This window comes from Micromonospora sp. NPDC047812 (genome assembly GCF_040704175.1).
In the GTDB taxonomy this organism is placed as follows: domain Bacteria; phylum Actinomycetota; class Actinomycetes; order Mycobacteriales; family Micromonosporaceae; genus Micromonospora.
On the sequence record NZ_JBEYRY010000001.1, the window covers coordinates 1,629,802 to 1,645,867 of the forward strand.

General features: G+C 75.6%; 17 protein-coding genes and 1 pseudogene. 6 read left to right on the forward strand and 12 right to left on the reverse strand.

All coding sequences use genetic code 11. The features are described 5' to 3' along the window. Positions 1-10: 10 nt before the first annotated feature. Genes AB0883_RS07565 through AB0883_RS07580 form a run of 4 tightly spaced genes read right to left on the reverse strand, consistent with a single transcriptional unit; the run spans position 11 to position 2,783 of the window. The gene (locus AB0883_RS07565) at positions 11-1,036 is read right to left on the reverse strand and encodes a tetratricopeptide repeat protein (RefSeq protein ID WP_366640172.1); all 1,026 of its coding nucleotides are present in this window, start codon (positions 1,034-1,036) and stop codon (positions 11-13) included. A 10-nt stretch (positions 1,037-1,046) separates the two neighbouring features. After that, the gene (gene ispF / locus AB0883_RS07570) at positions 1,047-1,529 is read right to left on the reverse strand and encodes a 2-C-methyl-D-erythritol 2,4-cyclodiphosphate synthase (RefSeq protein ID WP_366640174.1); all 483 of its coding nucleotides are present in this window, start codon (positions 1,527-1,529) and stop codon (positions 1,047-1,049) included. Between the two features lie 16 nt (positions 1,530-1,545). Next, positions 1,546-2,241 (reverse strand): 2-C-methyl-D-erythritol 4-phosphate cytidylyltransferase, encoded by a 696-nt coding sequence (ispD, locus tag AB0883_RS07575; RefSeq protein WP_366640176.1) that lies wholly within the window; start codon positions 2,239-2,241, stop codon positions 1,546-1,548. Between the two features lie 56 nt (positions 2,242-2,297). Next, positions 2,298-2,783 (reverse strand): CarD family transcriptional regulator, encoded by a 486-nt coding sequence (locus AB0883_RS07580; protein WP_007073334.1) that lies wholly within the window; start codon positions 2,781-2,783, stop codon positions 2,298-2,300. Positions 2,784-3,109: 326 nt separating this feature from the next. Here AB0883_RS07580 and AB0883_RS07585 point away from each other — a divergent pair, with 326 nt between their 5' ends. After that, positions 3,110-3,805 carry a hypothetical protein gene (locus tag AB0883_RS07585; protein WP_366640177.1) on the forward strand — a complete coding sequence of 232 codons (696 nt, stop codon included), beginning with the start codon at positions 3,110-3,112 and terminating at the stop codon, positions 3,803-3,805. Between the two features lie 154 nt (positions 3,806-3,959). Here AB0883_RS07585 and AB0883_RS07590 read toward each other — a convergent pair whose 3' ends face one another. From AB0883_RS07590 to AB0883_RS07605, 4 genes are all read right to left on the reverse strand, one after another. Further along, entirely contained in the window at positions 3,960-4,721 is a 762-nt protein-coding gene (locus AB0883_RS07590; RefSeq protein ID WP_366640178.1) for a hypothetical protein, read from the reverse strand. Positions 4,722-4,752: 31 nt separating this feature from the next. Continuing rightward, a complete protein-coding gene (locus AB0883_RS07595) occupies positions 4,753-5,802 on the reverse strand; it encodes a type III polyketide synthase (RefSeq protein WP_366640338.1) in 1,050 nt (349 codons plus the stop codon). Positions 5,803-5,911: 109 nt separating this feature from the next. Beyond that, complete coding sequence (locus AB0883_RS07600; RefSeq protein ID WP_366640179.1) at positions 5,912-7,078, reverse strand: acyl-CoA dehydrogenase family protein; 1,167 nt, start codon at positions 7,076-7,078, stop codon at positions 5,912-5,914. Between the two features lie 44 nt (positions 7,079-7,122). Continuing rightward, the gene (locus tag AB0883_RS07605) at positions 7,123-7,896 is read right to left on the reverse strand and encodes a methyltransferase domain-containing protein (RefSeq protein WP_366640180.1); all 774 of its coding nucleotides are present in this window, start codon (positions 7,894-7,896) and stop codon (positions 7,123-7,125) included. Between the two features lie 45 nt (positions 7,897-7,941). Between AB0883_RS07605 and AB0883_RS07610 the strand changes: the two genes are divergently transcribed. The 4 genes from AB0883_RS07610 to disA all read left to right on the forward strand — a co-directional run bounded on the left by AB0883_RS07610 (position 7,942) and on the right by disA (position 12,537). Next, a complete protein-coding gene (locus AB0883_RS07610) occupies positions 7,942-8,781 on the forward strand; it encodes a UbiA family prenyltransferase (protein ID WP_366640181.1) in 840 nt (279 codons plus the stop codon). A gap of 139 nt (positions 8,782-8,920) precedes the next feature. Continuing rightward, positions 8,921-9,670 (forward strand): hypothetical protein, encoded by a 750-nt coding sequence (locus tag AB0883_RS07615; protein WP_366640183.1) that lies wholly within the window; start codon positions 8,921-8,923, stop codon positions 9,668-9,670. 88 nt (positions 9,671-9,758) lie between these two features. Further along, positions 9,759-11,213 carry a DNA repair protein RadA gene (gene radA, locus AB0883_RS07620; protein ID WP_366640184.1) on the forward strand — a complete coding sequence of 485 codons (1,455 nt, stop codon included), beginning with the start codon at positions 9,759-9,761 and terminating at the stop codon, positions 11,211-11,213. A gap of 142 nt (positions 11,214-11,355) precedes the next feature. Continuing rightward, the gene (gene disA, locus AB0883_RS07625) at positions 11,356-12,537 is read left to right on the forward strand and encodes a DNA integrity scanning diadenylate cyclase DisA (protein WP_121401744.1); all 1,182 of its coding nucleotides are present in this window, start codon (positions 11,356-11,358) and stop codon (positions 12,535-12,537) included. 233 nt (positions 12,538-12,770) lie between these two features. Here disA and AB0883_RS07630 read toward each other — a convergent pair whose 3' ends face one another. From AB0883_RS07630 to AB0883_RS07640, 3 genes are all read right to left on the reverse strand, one after another. Further along, on the reverse strand, positions 12,771-13,517 hold the full coding sequence (locus tag AB0883_RS07630) for a hypothetical protein (RefSeq protein ID WP_366640186.1): 747 nt from the start codon (positions 13,515-13,517) through the stop codon (positions 12,771-12,773). A 148-nt stretch (positions 13,518-13,665) separates the two neighbouring features. After that, positions 13,666-14,241 (reverse strand): peptide deformylase, encoded by a 576-nt coding sequence (locus AB0883_RS07635; RefSeq protein ID WP_366640188.1) that lies wholly within the window; start codon positions 14,239-14,241, stop codon positions 13,666-13,668. After that, on the reverse strand, positions 14,238-14,750 hold the full coding sequence (locus AB0883_RS07640) for an ACT domain-containing protein (protein WP_366640189.1): 513 nt from the start codon (positions 14,748-14,750) through the stop codon (positions 14,238-14,240). The genes AB0883_RS07635 and AB0883_RS07640 overlap by 4 nt, the downstream gene beginning before the upstream one ends. A gap of 131 nt (positions 14,751-14,881) precedes the next feature. Between AB0883_RS07640 and AB0883_RS07645 the strand changes: the two genes are divergently transcribed. After that, positions 14,882-15,781 (forward strand): A/G-specific adenine glycosylase, encoded by a 900-nt coding sequence (locus AB0883_RS07645; protein WP_366640191.1) that lies wholly within the window; start codon positions 14,882-14,884, stop codon positions 15,779-15,781. Between the two features lie 93 nt (positions 15,782-15,874). On the opposite strand, the pseudogene AB0883_RS07650 reads toward AB0883_RS07645, so the two are convergent. Next, positions 15,875-16,066: pseudogene (locus AB0883_RS07650) on the reverse strand (phytochelatin synthase); the annotation flags it as partial.

Genomic DNA, 16,066 nt, shown 5'->3' on the forward strand with positions numbered 1-16,066 from the left:
GCGGCGGGCCCTAGACCGTGGTGCGGGACAGCACGGCGAGTTCGGCGGCGACCGCGGCGACGATGGCGAGGGCCAGCGGCCACGGGGTGCCGACCAGGGCGTAGAGCAGGATCAGTGCCGGAGCGGCGGCCGCCGCGTAGACGGCCAGCGCCAGCGTGCGGTCGGAGCGGAGCAGGCTCGGCAGGATGGTCCGGGACAGGCCGGGCAGCCGGGCGGCGAAGCGCCAGACCACCAGGGCCCCGCCGAGCGCCGCGAACGCTGCCGCGACCCGGGACAGTCCCGCGCTGCCCGGCGCCATGCAGGCGATCAGCACGGCGGTGATCATCGTCCAGCCCGCGCCGTAGACCACGAGCTGGCGCAGGCCGAGCGAGATGGTCCGGCCGGAGTCGACCCGGCCGGGGCTCATCGCGGCGGCCTCGGCGAGGTGTTCCAGCGCCTCGCTCCAGCGCCGCTGCTCCAGCCGCAGCACCCCGATGTCGTGCCGGGCCTCGGCGAGCTGCGGGTCCAGCCGCAGCGCCTCCCGGTAGGCGCGCTCGGCCAGGTCGAACATCTGCATGTTCGCCGCCACCAGCCCGAGCACGAGGTGCGCCTGGGGGTTCTCGGGGGCCAGCTCCACCCCGCGCCAGGCCGCGTTCAGCGCCGGCTGCCCGTTGCGCGAGCCGGCCAGGATCGCCGCCGCGCTGCTCTGGGCGTACGCGTCGTCGGGACCCAGCGCCAGGATCCGGTCGGCGGTGCGGGCCGCCTCGGCGTACTCCTCCAGGTCGGTCAGTGCGAGCGCGCGGGCGACCAGCGCCGGAACGCTCTCCGGGGCGGCGGCGACGGCGGCGTCGGCGGCGGTGAGCGCCTCCGTCGGCCGGCCGGCCGCGAGGTGCACCCGGGACAGCATGGTCAGCGCCCCGGCGTCGGCCGGATCCAGGGCGACGGCGTAGGAGACCTCGGCGGCGGCCTCGTCGTAGCGGCCCAACTCGGCGAGGAGCTGGGCGCGTTGGAGGTAGCCGTCGGCGGCGGAGCGGTCGGAGGTGGCGTCGCTGGACATCGCGGCGAGCCTAGGCGGCCGGAGCCTCGTACACCAGGGCCACCGCGATGCCGGTGAGCCCCTCGCCCCGGCCGGGGAAGCCGAGGCCGTCGGTGGTGGCCGCGGAGACGGTCACCGGCGCGCCGACCGCCTCGGAGAGCACCCGCTGGGCCTCCTCGCGGCGTGGGCCGATCTTGGGCCGGTTGCCGATCACCTGCACGGACACGTTGCCGATCGCGAAGCCGGCGGCCCGTACCCGGCGGGCGCTCTCGGTGAGCAGTGCGACGCCCGACGCGCCGGCCCACTCGGGCTGGCCGATGCCGAAGTTGGCGCCCAGGTCCCCGAGGCCGGCCGCCGAGAGCAGCGCGTTGCAGGCGGCGTGCGCGGCCACGTCGGCGTCCGAGTGCCCGGCCAGGCCGTCCTGGTCGGGCCAGTGCAGGCCGGCCACCCAGCACGGCCGGCCCGCCTCGAAGGCGTGCACGTCGGTGCCGATGGCCACCCGGGGAACGATCATGCGAAGAGGGTACGCGTCAGGCGCCGCCGGCGAGCAGGTGCTCGGCCAGCGCGAGGTCGAACGGGCGGGTGACCTTCAACGCGTACTCCGAGCCGGGGACGCAGGACACCGGGACGCCCTGCTTCTCGACCAGACCGGCGTCGTCGGTGAGCGGGTCGCCGGCGGCGGCGTGCGCGGCCGTCAGCACCGCTCGGCGGAAGCCCTGCGGGGTCTGCACGGCCCGCAGGGCGGAGCGGTCGACGGTGCCGAGGACGACCTCGTCGGCGCCGACCTCCTTGATCGTGTCGACGACGGGGAGCACCGGGATCACCGCGTCGTGCCCGGCGCGGACGGCCGCCGCGACGGACTCCACCAGATCGGGCGGGGTCAGCGCCCGGGCGGCGTCGTGCACGAGGACGATCTCCGGGCCGGCGGGCACCGCCGCGAGGGCGGCGGCCACCGACGCCTGCCGCTCGGCGCCGCCGGGCACCACGGTCACCGGGGCGACCGGGGCGAGCAGGTCGCGCACCGCCGCCACCTCGGCGGCCGGGGCGGCCACGACGATGGTGTGCACCGACGGCGCGGCGGCGAGCCGGCGGACCGCGTGCACCAGCAGGGGCTCCCCGCCGAGCAGGCGTAGCGCCTTGGGACGGCCGGGGCCGAGCCGTACGCCGGCACCGGCCGCAGGCACGAGGACCGCGACGTCACCGCACGGATTGAGCTGCGCGGTCACGTCGCGGTCCTCGGTGGTTTGTTCGCTACGAATCGGGTACGACGATGCTGCGGGGACTAGGCCTCGGTCAGGACCTTGTCGAGCAGCGTCTCCGCCTCGTCCTTGGTGCTCTTCTCGGCCAGCGCGACCTCGCCGACGAGAATGTCGCGGGCCTTCGCGAGCATGCGCTTCTCACCCGCGGAGAGACCCCGCTCCCGCTCCCGGCGCCACAGGTCGCGCACGACCTCGGCGACCTTCAGCGGGTTACCGGAGGCCAGCTTCTCCAGATTCGCCTTGTAACGCCGCGACCAGTTGGTCGGCTCCTCGGTGTGCGGTGCACGGAGCACGTCGAAGACCTTGCCGAGGCCCTCTTCGCCGACCACCTCGCGCACACCCACGATCTCGGCGTTCTCGGCGGGCACCCGGACCGTCAGGTCACCCTGTGCGACCCTCAGGACGAGGTACTGCTTAGGCTCGCCCTTGATCACCCGAGTCTCGATTGCCTCGATGAGTGCGGCCCCGTGGTGGGGGTAAACAACGGTCTCGCCGACACTGAAAACCATAGGTTCGAAACCCCTTTCGCTGTGTCTAGGGTAACACGCTCAGGCACCGATGTCTCACCGCTGTCCTGACCGTTGGCGCAGCTCAGGGGCCCTGTGAGAGGTATTTCTTCAGCTTGACAGGCCGCCAAACCGGTGGTTTGAACACGCTCCGTAACGCTCAGATGACGCCCCGGCACGAGTGGCGCGAACGTCGAGATCAAGGGCTATGCGCTCCTCCCATGGTAGCCCGCCGGCCGGGTACGCGCCCAGGTGTAGCGGCAGCCCGCCCCGTGCGGGACGCTGGAGGTAGCGCCGCTGTCCGCTCGCCGAGACGTCCTGGGGGTCCGATGGGCAAGCCCGACGCAGACGGCCCCGGACTGCCCGACCTGCCACCGGAGTGGGGTCGGGTGGTCGTGCCGGACGACGCCTCCGCGCTGGCGGCCGAGGCCGAACAGATCCGCCGCGAGCTGGGTCACACGTCCCGTCGCAGCGTCCTGCGGTCGCCGGCCCGGTCGGCGCTCACCCTGCCCCTGCTGGTGCTGCTGGTGGCGGTGCTGACCACCCTCGCCGGCCTCGCGGCGGTCACCTGGCCCCGGTCCGGCCGGTCCACCCCGGAGCCCACCCCCACCCCGTACGCGCCGCCGGCCGGGTCGGCCGGTCGACCGCTGCCCGCGCTGGACCTGGTCGACGCGGGCCAGTCGCCGGTGCCCCTGCGCGGACTGGTGCCGGCGATGATCATCCTGGTGGACGGCTGCCCCTGCCCGGACGACGTGGCCACCGCCGCCGCCCTGGCGCCGGCCGGCGTGACGGTGGTCACCGTCACCGGCACCCGACCCGTACGCGCCACGCCGCCGTCCGCCGGGGCCATGGTGCGTCCGCTCGCCGACCCGGCCGGCGGGCTGCGCGCGTTCCTGCACCTGCCGGCCCGCCCCGGCGCCGCCACCGCGCTGCTGGTGGACCGGTCCGGCGTCCTCGTCAAGGTGGTCCCCGAGATCCGCTCCGCCGAGGACTACCGCGCCGACCTGACCCGCCTCGCCGCCTGAGCCGCACCGAACCTGACCCGCCTCGCCGCCTGAGCCGCACCGCCGGGCAGGAACCGCCCGGGTGACCGCCGGGCAGGAACCGCCCGGACGGGAAATTCCCCATCGGTCCCTGGCGTGCCGTGGCCCGTCGGCACCCCGGCGGGCGTGGCGGCGATCAGGGCAGGGCGACCAGTTGCGCCTCGACCCGTAGTGGCTCGGCGTTGGCGCTCGACAGCGAGACCTGGAACGGCCCGCCCCTGCCGGTGACCTCCGTCGACGTGACCGAGCCGTCGCAGGCGCTGGTGATCGGGTCCGCCGCCCAGGCCCCCTCGACCACGATCAGCAGCTCGCCGGGACCGACACAGCGGTACTGGAGCAGGTGCCGCGCCCCGCCCTCGGCGGAGGCCTGCTTGACGAGCCCCTCCGCCGGGCTGAGCTCGGCCCGGGCGGTCCAGACTGTGTCGGGGAAGCTGGCCAGCCTGCCGCGACGCGCGCCGCCGTCGAGCCGCTCGTCCACGAAACGGCGGGGATCGTCAGGCCCGCCAGGCCTGACGTCGGCCCGGAAGGTGGCGCCGCCGCGCGGGTCGGTCCGGTAGGTGGCGCCGCTGCCCGGGGCGGTCCCGACCACGGCACCGGTCGCCGGATCGATGACCCAGACGTTGGTGATGCCCCCGGCCCCTTCCGCCGCCATCACCCGGGCCCGGGCCTGCGACGAGAAACCGGGCCGGACCCGGTCCGCCGGTGCGAGGTTCGACGCGTTCGGCAGGGGATCGGTGCGGGGCGCCTCGGCCTGCCACCACCAGCCGCCGCCGACCAACGCGGCCAGCCCCGCCACGGCCAGTACGGCGCCGCGCAGCCGGTCGTCGGCCCCGACGCTGGTCGTGTGCTCACCCGCGCCCGGCCCGGATCCCGGCCGGCCTGCCGCATCGGCGTCCATCATCAGAGGGTAACCGCGCCGGGCGAACGGCTCACTCCTGTCGTTCGAGCAACGCGGCGTAGAGGGTCAGGCCGGGGCCGAACGCCAGCATCACCACCCGCCGCGGCGGCGACGCGGCCCGGCGCAGCCGGTCGAGGATCAGCAGCACCGTCGGCGACGAGCAGTTGCCGTGCTCGTCCAGCGTCGCCCGCGACGCCGCCAGCCCCTCCGGCGGCAGGGCCAACTCCCGCTCGACCACGTTCAGGATGCGCGGGCCGCCCGGGTGCGCCGCCCAGCCGTCCACCCCGGACAGCGTGGTGCCGTGCCGGGCCAACAGCCCCTCGACCAGGCCCCGGACGTGCGTGGAGAGCACCTGCGGCACCTTCGGCGACAGCCCCATCCGGAAGCCGGTGTCGGTGACGTCCCAGGTCATGTGGTCGGCCGTCGAGGTGTCCGTGACGGAGGTGACCTCGCGCAGCGCGTACCCCCGGCCGCCGGGGACGACCACGGCGGCGACCGCGGCGTCCGAGAAGAGCGCGTGGGAGACGATCTGCTGGGTGTCGACCCGGGCGCCGGAGGGCTGGATGTGCAGGCTGGTCAGCTCCGCGCAGAGCAGCAGCGCGGGCCGGCCCCGGGCGGTGACGAAGTCGCTCGCCGCGCCCAGGCCCGGCAGCGCGGCGTAGCAGCCCATGTGCCCGACGAACATGCGCTGCGTGTCCGGGGCCATGCCCAGGTCCCGGGCGAGCAGGATGTCCAGCCCCGGGGTGGCGTACCCGGTGCACGAGCAGACGACGAAGAGGCCGACGTCGCCGGCGGAGAGGCCGGCGGCCGTCAGCGCCCGGCCCACCGCCTCCTTGCCCAGCGGCAGCGCCTCGACCAGGTAGCGGCGCATCCGCCGCTCCGTCGGCCAGTCGGAGACGTCCTCCAGCAACGGGTTCACGGCGGCCTGGCGGCGGGTGACCCCCGAGTGCGCGAAGATCCGCTGCGCCAGCGCCCGCGTGCTGCCGGAGAAGTGCTTCGAGAAGAAGCCCTCCCACAGGTCGTCCTGCGCGGCCGACGGCGGGTGTGCCGTCCCCAGCCCCGCGATCACCGGTACGGCCACCATGCCCACCTCTCGTCCGGCCTTGCGCACCGAGCGGTCGAACCCGCCCCTGGACGGGCCCCCCGCACCGTGTGCCCGCGCGTCCGCCGCCTCGGCGGACCCCCCACGCTCACCAACGAGGAACCGTTCCGTCGCGGTCCGGGTCACCGCCCAGCGCGGCGACGCCGAGCCAGTCCGCGCAGACGTCCGACGTCGCCGGGTGCAGCGAGCCGCAGCGGGCGTCCCGGTAGAGCCGCTCCAGCGGATGTCCCCGCCGGGTGGCGGACGTGCCCGCCGCCTCCAGCATGGACGCCGCCACGTCGGCGGCGGTGGTGCCGGCGAGCAGCTTGGCCCGCCAGACCCAGCGGTTGGTCTCCGCGTCGCCCGGCGCCTCGTCCACCCGGCGGGCCGCCTCCGCGACCACCAGCTGGGCCGCCGCCACCGCCGCGTCGGCCCGGCCCAGGCGGGACCGGACCGCCGGCAGGCCGGCGAGGTTGCGGGCGTTCAGGTGCTCGGCCGCCGCGTCGACCGCCGCCCGGGCGACCCCGACGTAGACAGCGGCGTAGCTGGCCACCAGCCAGTGCGGCATGAGCTGGGCGACCACCAGGGCCAGCCCCTCCACGCCGCCGAGCAGCCGGTCGGCCGGCACGGTCACGTCCAGGTGCAGGTCGTGCGAGGACGTCGCGCGCATGCCGAGCGAGTCCCAGGTGGGCTCGACGGTCAGCCCGTCGCCGGCCGGCACCAGGAACTGGGAGACCACCGACTGGTCGGCGGCGCTGCGAGCGGCCACCAGGTAGCCGTCCGCGTGCCCGGCCCCGGAGCAGAACGTCTTGCTGCCCTTGAGGTGCCAACCGCCGTCGGCCGGCTCGTAGACGGTGCTGAGCTGGGACAGCCGGGCACCGGCGCCGCGCTCGCTCATCGCCACGGCGTACCAGGAGCCCTGGGCGGCGGCGGTGAGCAGCCGGTCCCGGGCGGCCAGCGCCTCGTCCGGCACCCCGAGCGCCTCGGCCAGTTCCTCGGTCACCGCGCCCAGCGCACCGGTGACCGAGGCGTGCATGTTGAAGACCAGGGCCGTCGCGCCGTTGCCCCGGGCCAGCTCGGTGGCGACCGCGGCGTACTCGGCGAAGGTGGCGCCCATCCCGCCGAGGGCGGTGGGAACCATCAGGCCGAAGAGCCCGGCCTCGCGCAGGTCACGGAAGTCCTCGACCGGGAACGAGCCGTCCCGGTCGTGCTCCGCCGCCCGGGCGGCCAGCCTCGGTGCCAGGCGGCGAGCCGCCGCCAACGCGTGCTGCGTCATACAGCCCCCTTCTCGGCCCTCTCCCTACCCAGGGACGGGCACCGCTATCCGCTCCGCGTACCACGCCCCTGGTAGAGAACGGCGGTCGACCAGGTCGGCACGATCCGCGGCGTGGGGCCGGCGACCGTCGCGGGCGGACGGTCGCCCGGGACCGCGTACGGGCGGCCGGCGGCGCGCATCCGGCGGGCCAGCCAGCCGAGCAGGCCGGGCATCCCGGGCCGGATGCCCCGCAGGCGCAGGTCGACCCCGTGCCGGGCGCACTCCGCCACCAGCTCCCGGGCGTCCACGAACAACCGTGGATCGTGGATCCCCTTCGGCACGGTGGGCAGCCGCTCCGCGATCCGCACGGCCAGCAGCCGGCTCAGCGCCGTGTCGTTCAACGTGTCCAGGACCAGCAGGCCGCCGGGCCGCAGCAGCCGGCAGGCCTCGGCCACCGCGCGCCGCCAGTCCGGCACGTGCTCCAGCAACTCGCCCGCGGCGACCACGTCGGCGCAGCCGTCGGCCAGCGGTACGGCGGTGACGTCGCCGTTGACGGCGGTCACCCCGTGCGCGGCGGCCTGCTCCAGGGCCGACCGGGTGAGGTCGACGCCCACGTGCCGGTAGCCCTTGCCGGCCAGGTGCGGGGCGAGCAGCCCGGCGCCGCAGCCGAGGTCGACGAGGAGGGCACCGGGGCGGGCGGCCGGCGGCACCAGGGCCGCGCGGGCCTCGGCCAGCCAGTGCAGCATCGCGAACGCGCCGTCCGGCCGCCACCACTCGCCGGCCAGGTCGTCGTACTGGCGCGGATCGTTGCGTGGCAGGGTGCGGCCCGCGTCTGGCATGGACCGAGCGTGGCACGACTGCCCGGTAACGACCAGACTTTCCTCATGTCGCCAACGGTGCTAGGGCTGGTCAGGGCGAGTCACCCGGAGCCGGCCGCCGCGGTCACCACGGTGGCCGGGCTGCTGGCGTGGGGCGTCGGGCACCGGCCGGGCGGGGTCCTCGCCGTGGTGCTCACCGTGGCGGCCAGCCAGCTCGCCGTCGGCTGGGCCAACGACGCGCTCGACGCCGACCGGGACGCCACGGTGGGACGTACCGACAAACCGGTCGCCGCCGGCGCGGTCGGTCGGCGCGCGACGGCCGTGGCCGCGGCGGTGGCCGCGCTCGCCACCCCGGCGCTGGCGCTGGCCACCGGCCCGACCGCCGCGCTCTGCGCCACCCTCGGGCTGGTCTCCGCGCTGCTCTACGACTGGCCGCTGAAGTCGACCCCGGTCTCGGTGCTGCCCTACGCGGTCTCCTTCGGTTCGCTGCCCGCCTTCGTGGTGCTGGCGCTGCCCGGGGCGGTGCTGCCGCCGGTCTGGCTGGTCGCCGCGGCGGCCTGCCTGGGCGCGGGGGCGCACTTCGCCAACGTCCTGCCCGACCTGGCCGACGACGCCCGGACGGGGGTGCGCGGGCTGCCGCACCGGCTCGGTCCGGCCGGCAGCCGGGCCGCCGCCGCGCTGCTGCTGCTCGCGTCGACCGCCACGCTGGTCCTCGGGCCGCCCGGGCCGCCGTCGGGGGTGGGCCTCGCCGCGGTCGCCGCCGCCGTCGTGGTGCCGCCGCTGAGCTGGTACGCGGGACGCGCCGCCACCCGGGCCCGGGGCCGGCAGGTGGCCGCCTTCCGGGCCGTGATGCTGGTCGCCCTGATCGACGTCGTCCTGCTGGTCACGAGCGGCCGGCTGGTGTGAGGCGCGCCCCCTCGGGTGCCATCTCCGGGTCGGCGTGCGGGGGCCGATCAGGCCCAACTACCCTGGAGCGCGGTCTGCGCGGGCATGGCCACCACGCCCGGCGTGAGCACCGGGTGGGATCGTGACGAGGAGGACCGACGTGACGCGCTCGATCAGGGGTTCCCGGCGGGCGGCCCTGCTGCTGTCCGGGATGGCCGCGGCGACCGGGCTGCTGCTGTCCGGCTGCGGCGCCGGCCAGGTCTCCGAGACCGCCAACAAGGAGCCGTCGGTCCAGGGCGTCAACCTGTCGGCCCGCAACGGCGAGTACGCGGTCCGCGGCCTGCTGCTCGACTTCCCCGGCACCGAGGGCTACAAGACGGGCGCCGACGCCGTCCTGAACGCCGTGATCTACAACGACTCGGCGAACCCGGTCACCGTGACCGTGACGACCGACAGCGCCCGCGAGGTCGTGATCACCGGCGCCGGCGCCACCGCCAGCCCGTCGGCGTCCCCGAGCGGATCGCCGTCGCCGAGCGCCCCGGAGAGCCCGTCGGCCCCCGGGAGCCCCGGCGCCTCCGAGAGCCCCTCGGGGTCGGCCAGCCCGAGCGCCCCGGAGAGCCCGGCGGCCCCGGAGAGCCCGGCCGCGCCGGCCGGCGAGCCGGCCCGGATCGAGATCCCGCCGCTGAGCTACGTGCAGCTCAACACCCAGTCCGACCGCGTCCTCCGGCTCATCGGCCTCAACGAGTCGCTGCGCTCCGGCCAGAACGTCTTCGTGACCTTCGACTTCGGCAACGGCGTCACGGTCACCGGCCCCGCGCCCGTCGCCGTGCCGCTCACCCCGGCCGCGCCCCCGTCGCCGATCATCGAGCGTGAGGGCGGCTACGAGGGCCAGGAGGACGGCGGCCACTGACCCGCCCCTCGACGACCGACGACACCGTCGGCGTGGTGACCGCCACGCCGGCGGTGTCTTCGTCGTACCGGGGGACTAACGTCCCAATGTGACCACCTCCCGATCGACCTCCCCCCGCGCCGGCGGGGCCGGCGGGCGCGGCCGTGCCGGCGCCCGGGAGCCCCGGCCGGCCTACGAGTGCGACGCCTGCGGGCACCAGCCGCCGAAGTGGGTCGGGCGCTGCCCGGAGTGCGGCGAGTGGGGCTCGGTGGTCGAGTGCACGGTCACCGGCCCGACGGTCTCCGGAAAGGTGGTCAGCTCCCGGATGCCGGCCGAGCCGGCCCGGCCGATCGCCACCATCAGCGCCGCGCCGGCACGGGCCCGCCCCACCGGGGTGAGCGAGCTCGACCGGGTCCTCGGCGGCGGCCTGGTCCCCGGCGCGGTGGTGCTGCTCGCCGGCGAGCCGGGGGTCGGCAAGTCAACCCTGCTGCTCGACGTGGCCCAGCAGTGGGCCGCCGGCGCCGGCAGCCCCTCCCTGGTGGTCAGCGGCGAGGAGTCGGTCAGCCAGGTCCGGCTGCGCGCGGAGCGGATGGGCGCCCTGCACGACCAGCTCTACCTCGCGGCCGAGAGTGACCTCGCCGCGGTGCTCGGCCACCTCGACGCCGTCAAGCCGGGCCTGCTGGTGCTCGACTCGGTGCAGACCATCTCCACCAACAACGCCGAGGGGGTGTCGGGCGGGGTGACCCAGGTGCGGGCGGTCACCGCCGCCCTGGTCTCGGTGGCCAAGGAGCGCGGCATCGCCACCGTGCTGGTCGGCCACGTCACCAAGGACGGCCAGGTGGCCGGTCCCCGGGTGCTGGAGCACCTGGTCGACGTGGTGCTGCACTTCGAGGGCGACAAGCACTCGTCGCTGCGCATGGTGCGCGGCGTGAAGAACCGGTTCGGCGCCGCCGACGAGGTGGGTTGCTTCGAGATGCACGAGGGCGGCATCAGCAGCCTGGCCGACCCGTCGGGGCTCTTCCTGACCCGCTATTCGGAGCCGGTGCCCGGCACCTGCGTCACGGTGGCGATGGAGGGGCGCCGGGCCCTGGTCACCGAGGTGCAGGCGCTGATCGGCGCGACCGTGGCCGGCTCGCCCCGGCGGACGGTCTCGGGGCTCGACTCGGCCCGCCTGGCGATGGTGCTGGCGGTGCTCCAGCGCCGCACGGAGCGGCTGACCCTGCACGACCGGGAGGTCTTCGCGGCCACCGTCGGCGGCATCCGGGTGGTGGAGCCGGCGGCCGACCTCGCCGTGGCCCTCGCCGTCGCCTCGGGCGGGCTCAACCTGGCCATCGCGCCGCACCTGGTGGCCATCGGCGAGGTCGGCCTGACCGGCGAGGTGCGCCGCGTCGGCGCGGTGCCGCGCCGACTGGCCGAGGCGGCCCGGCTCGGGTTCCGGCTCGCGCTGGTGCCGACCGGCTGCGGCCCCGAGAGCACCGGCGTCACGCCCGAGCACATGCGGGTGATCGAGGTGACCGACGTGCGTTCGGCGCTCCAGGCCGTCGCCCGGGCGTCCGCCGAGTGAGCGCCGGCGGCGGTCGGCGGAACGTCCGACCCGAAACCGGACAGCACGGACTCCGACCCACGGTCCGGGCGAGGCGGGGCATCGTGACACATCACAGTAACCACGACAGCACCCACCGCAGGGCAGTCCGTAGACTGTGCCCGTGCCGATCGACCGCGACACCACCAAGCCCGCCGGCGCGACACCCCACGCCCGCACCGGCGCCGTGGGCTCGCCCGCCCGCCCGATCAGCGTGAGCGTGACCGGCGGCGCCGGGGGCGCCGGCGACCCGCTGCGGGCGAACCTGGCCCTGATGGCCCCGGGCACCGCGCTGCGCGACGGCCTGGAGCGCATCCTGCGCGGCCGGACGGGCGCATTGATCGTCCTCGGCTACGACAAGGTGGTCGAGGGTCTCTGCACCGGCGGGTTCCCGCTCGACGTCGAGTTCTCCGCCACCCGGGTGCGGGAGCTGTGCAAGATGGACGGCGCTGTCGTGCTCTCCAGCGACGGCACCCGCATCGTGCGGGCCGCCGTGCACCTGATGCCCGACCCGACCATCCCGACCGAGGAGTCCGGCACCCGGCACCGCACGGCGGAGCGGGTCGCCCGGCAGACGGGCTACCCGGTGATCTCGGTCAGCCAGTCGATGCGGATCATCAGCCTCTACGTCAACGGCCAGCGGCACGTGCTGGACGACTCGGCGGCGATCCTGTCCCGCGCCAACCAGGCGCTCGCCACGCTCGAGCGCTACAAGCTGCGGCTCGACGAGGTCTCCGGCACCCTCTCCGCGCTGGAGATCGAGGACCTGGTCACCGTACGGGACGCGGTCGCGGTGGTGCAGCGGCTGGAGATGGTCCGCCGGATCGCCGACGAGATCGCCGGCTACGTGGTGGAGCTGGGCACCGACGGCCGCCTGCTGGCCCTCCAACTCGACGAGCTGATGGCCGGCGTCGACGCCGACCGCACCCTGGTGATCCGGGACTACCTGCCGGCCGGCCGGAAGTCCCGCACCCTCGACGAGGCCCTGGTGGAGCTGGACCTGCTCGGCGCCACCGAGCTGATCGACCTGGTCGCGGTCGCCAAGGCGATCGGCTACCCGGCCGCATCCGACGCGCTCGACGCGGCCGTCAGCCCGCGTGGGTTCCGGCTGCTGGCGAAGGTGCCCCGGCTGCCGGTGGCCGTGGTCGACCGCCTCGTCGTGCACTTCGGCAGCCTCCAGCGGCTGCTGGGCGCCACGGTCGAGGATCTCCAGGCCGTCGAGGGGGTCGGCGACGCCCGCGCCCGGGGCGTCCGCGAGGGGCTGTCCCGACTCGCCGAGGCGTCGATCCTCGAACGCTACGTCTGACCCGGCCCCGTACGCCGGCCGCCGACCCGGTCCGCCACGCCCCACAGCACCGGCTCCAGGGCCGCGCCGCTACCGCCGGCCTGGTCCCGCCAGGGTCACGGCTCCCGGCCGCGCCCGCCACCACCGGCCCGGTGCCGCCAGGGTCACGGCTCCCGGCCGCGCCCGCCACCGCCAACCGGCGGGCGTGGTCCGGTCTGTCCGGTCTACCGCGCGGCGGCCCGGGCCACGGTTGCTCAGCCGGTGACGGTGAGCTTGACCGGCTCGCTGAGCTTGGTGCCGACCCGGGCGTAGACCTGGTAGGTGCCGGCCGGCGGGTTGGGGCCCGCCGCCACCCCGTTGGCGCACTTGGTGGTGTCGCGGCCGTTCCAGCCCACCTGGTAGGAGCGTTCGAAGCCCGGGGTGAAGGACTGCACGTCGGCGCCCTGGGCGGTGCCGCACGTGTCGGACGACCAGATCTTCTCCGCCCCCGACTTGATGAACAGTTCCTGCACGGAGGCGCCGACGTCGCGGCTGCATGTCCGATCCGACCGGTTCTTGATCTTGAGTTGCAGGTCCACGACGGCCCCGCGCACCACAGAGGCGGGCTGGGCCACCGGGGTCACCGTGATCTCGGCGTCCGCGCAGGCGCCGTCTCCGCCGGCCGGCACCACGGGCGCCACCGGCGGCGAATCGGTGGTGACCGAACCACCCGGCGGGTCACCGGCGGAACCACCCGACGGTTCACCGGCGTCAGGACCACCGGCCCCGCCCGGCGAGGGCCCTCCGGGCTGCGGGGCGAGCACCGAGCCGGTGGGCTCCGGCGAGGCGTTGGACGGCGTCGCGCCCGGAGTGGGCTGCGCGTCACCGCCCTTGTTCGCGTTCCGGTCCGATCCGGTGCACGAATAGAGCAGGACAATCAGGAAGAGAAGCCCCGCTCCGAGTACGACGGCGCGACGCCGCCAGTAAACGGCGGGTGGCAGGGGGCCGACCGTCAGACGCATGATGCCCCCACCGTAGCGGCGCGGGGCACGTCAGCCCCGCACGACGCGCCGAGTCGTCCGTGGCTCACCGCACCGACCCTCCACATGCGACGGATCCGCCTGCCGACCGTGTCCCGCCGACGACGCTGGGTCGCCGCGCCGCCGCCACTCAGAGGTACACCTTGCGCTGGTAGATGGCGTGGGCACCCGCGACCCGGTCCAGGAAGAGCAGGCCGGCGCAGTGGTCGATCTCGTGCTGGAGCGCCCGCGCCTCGAACCCGTCCGTCACCAGCCGTACGGGCCGGCCGGTGCCGGGCAGGACGCCCTCCACCACCAGCCGGCTCGCCCGCTTGACGTCCCCGGTCAGGTCGGGCACCGACATGCACCCCTCGCGCGCCACCTTCCACCGGCTCGCCTCGACGACCCGGGCGTTGCACAGCACGAAGGTGCCGTGCACGGTGAGCGCCTTCGGGTGGCCGGTCACGTCCACCGCGAAGACCTGCGCGCCCACCCCGACCTGCGGGGCGGCCAGCCCCACGCAGCCCGGCGACACCCGCATGGTGGCGATCAGGTCGGCGGCCAGCCGTACCGTCTCCGCCGCCGTCGGATCCACCTCGCCGCCGGCCCGGCTGAGCACCTGCTCCGGAGCGGACACCACCGGTCGCACCTCCCCCGGCACGGCCAGGGACTCCGGGGTCCAGTCGCCGAGGCCGACGTACGCCTCGGTCTCCGGTCCGCCGGTCACAGCAGGTCCGGATCGGCCGGCCGGAGGCTCACCCCGACGCCCAACTCCTCGGCCGTCGCCGCCAGCCGCCCGGCCAGCCCGTCAGCCGTGCCGGGCGGCAGCTCCACCTCGGCGACCACCACGTAGAGCGAGCCGGTCAGGCGGGTGCTCAGGTCGGTGACGTTGCCGCCGACGTCGGCGAGCACCCGGGTCATGGCCGCCACGATGCCCATCCGGTCCGCGCCGTGCACCGCCATCACGTACGGCTCGCCGGCAGGGGCCGTCTCGCCGTCGGGGGTGACCGCGCGTACGGTGGCCAGCAGTTGGCCGTCGGCGGAGAGCGGCGCCAGCGCGGCCTCGACGTCGGCGGCGGCCGGGCCCACGCAGATCAGGGTCATCGCGAAGTGCCCCCGCAGCCGGGTCATGGTGCTGTCGGTGAGGTTCGCGCCGAGCCGGGCGAGCAGCTCGGCGACGTCGGCCACGATGCCTGGCCGGTCCTGGCCGATGACGGTGATCGCGAGCTCGTTCATCCGGGCATTCTGCCCGATCCGCGCGCCGCCGCCGCAGCGCCCCGCCCGTACCGCCCAGCCAGCGGGACGGTGGCGGCACCCGTCGCCCGCGCCGGCCCCGCGGCGGGCCGCGTGGCATCATCGGCGGCGCGATGTCTGAGCCCAATTTCGCCACCCTGGTCAGCCGGTGGTACGAGCAGAACGCCCGCGACCTGCCCTGGCGCGGACCCGACGTGAGCCCGTGGGCCATCCTGGTCAGCGAGGTCATGCTCCAGCAGACGCCGGTCGTCCGCGTGCTCCCCGCCTGGGAGGCCTGGCTGGCGCGCTGGCCCGAGCCGGCCGCGCTGGCGGCGGACAGCCCAGCCGAGGCGATCCGGATGTGGGGGCGGCTCGGCTACCCCCGTCGGGCGGTGCGGCTGTGGGAGTGCGCCGTGGCGATCGTCGAGCGCCACGGGGGCCGGGTCCCGGACCGGCTGGACCAGTTGCTGGCCCTGCCGGGCGTCGGCACGTACACGGCCCGGGCGGTGGCCGCGTTCGCGTACGGTCAGCGGCACCCGGTGGTCGACACCAACGTGCGGCGGGTGGTCTGCCGGGCGATCGCCGGCGAACCGGACGCCGGCCCGGCGACCCGCCCGGCCGACCTGGTCGCCACCGAGGAACTGCTCCCCGCCGAACCGGCCGCCGCCGCCCTGGCCAGCGCGGCCTTCATGGAGCTGGGCGCGGTGGTCTGCGTCGCCCGCTCGCCCCGCTGCGGCGTCTGCCCCGTCGAATCGGTCTGCGCCTGGCGCGCGTCCGGCCGCGAGGCCCCCGCGGGTCCGACCCGCCGCCCCCAGCAGTACGCCGGCACCGACCGCCAGGTGCGCGGGCTGCTGCTCGGCGTACTGCGGGAGTCGCCCGGGCCGGTGCCGCACCAGCGGCTCGACCAGGTGTGGGCCGACGACGTCCAGCGGTCCCGGGCCCTCGCCGGACTGGTGCGGGACGGTCTCGTGGAACCGGTCGGCGAATCCTCGTTCCGCCTCGTCGGCGACGGGCCACCGGTCCCGGTGGTCTGACCGGATTGGGCCAGCGCCCTCGGTCATGGCGAAAGGGCCGGACCCCCGTGCGGGTCCGGCCCTTCGTCGTCTTCGTGTGGGTGTTGTCGTCGGTCAGGCGGTGTAGCCGCGGGTGGCGATCCAGTCGGCCAGGTTGTCCACGCTCATCCGGTAGGAGGCCTGGTCGGGGTTGGCCGAGTCGGCGATCGTCACGGTCGCACCGTTGTCGCGGTAGCCGACGACGCTGATGTAGTGCCCGCCTTCGAAGGAGTGGGTGACTCCGTCGGTGTCGGTGGCGGTGCCGGC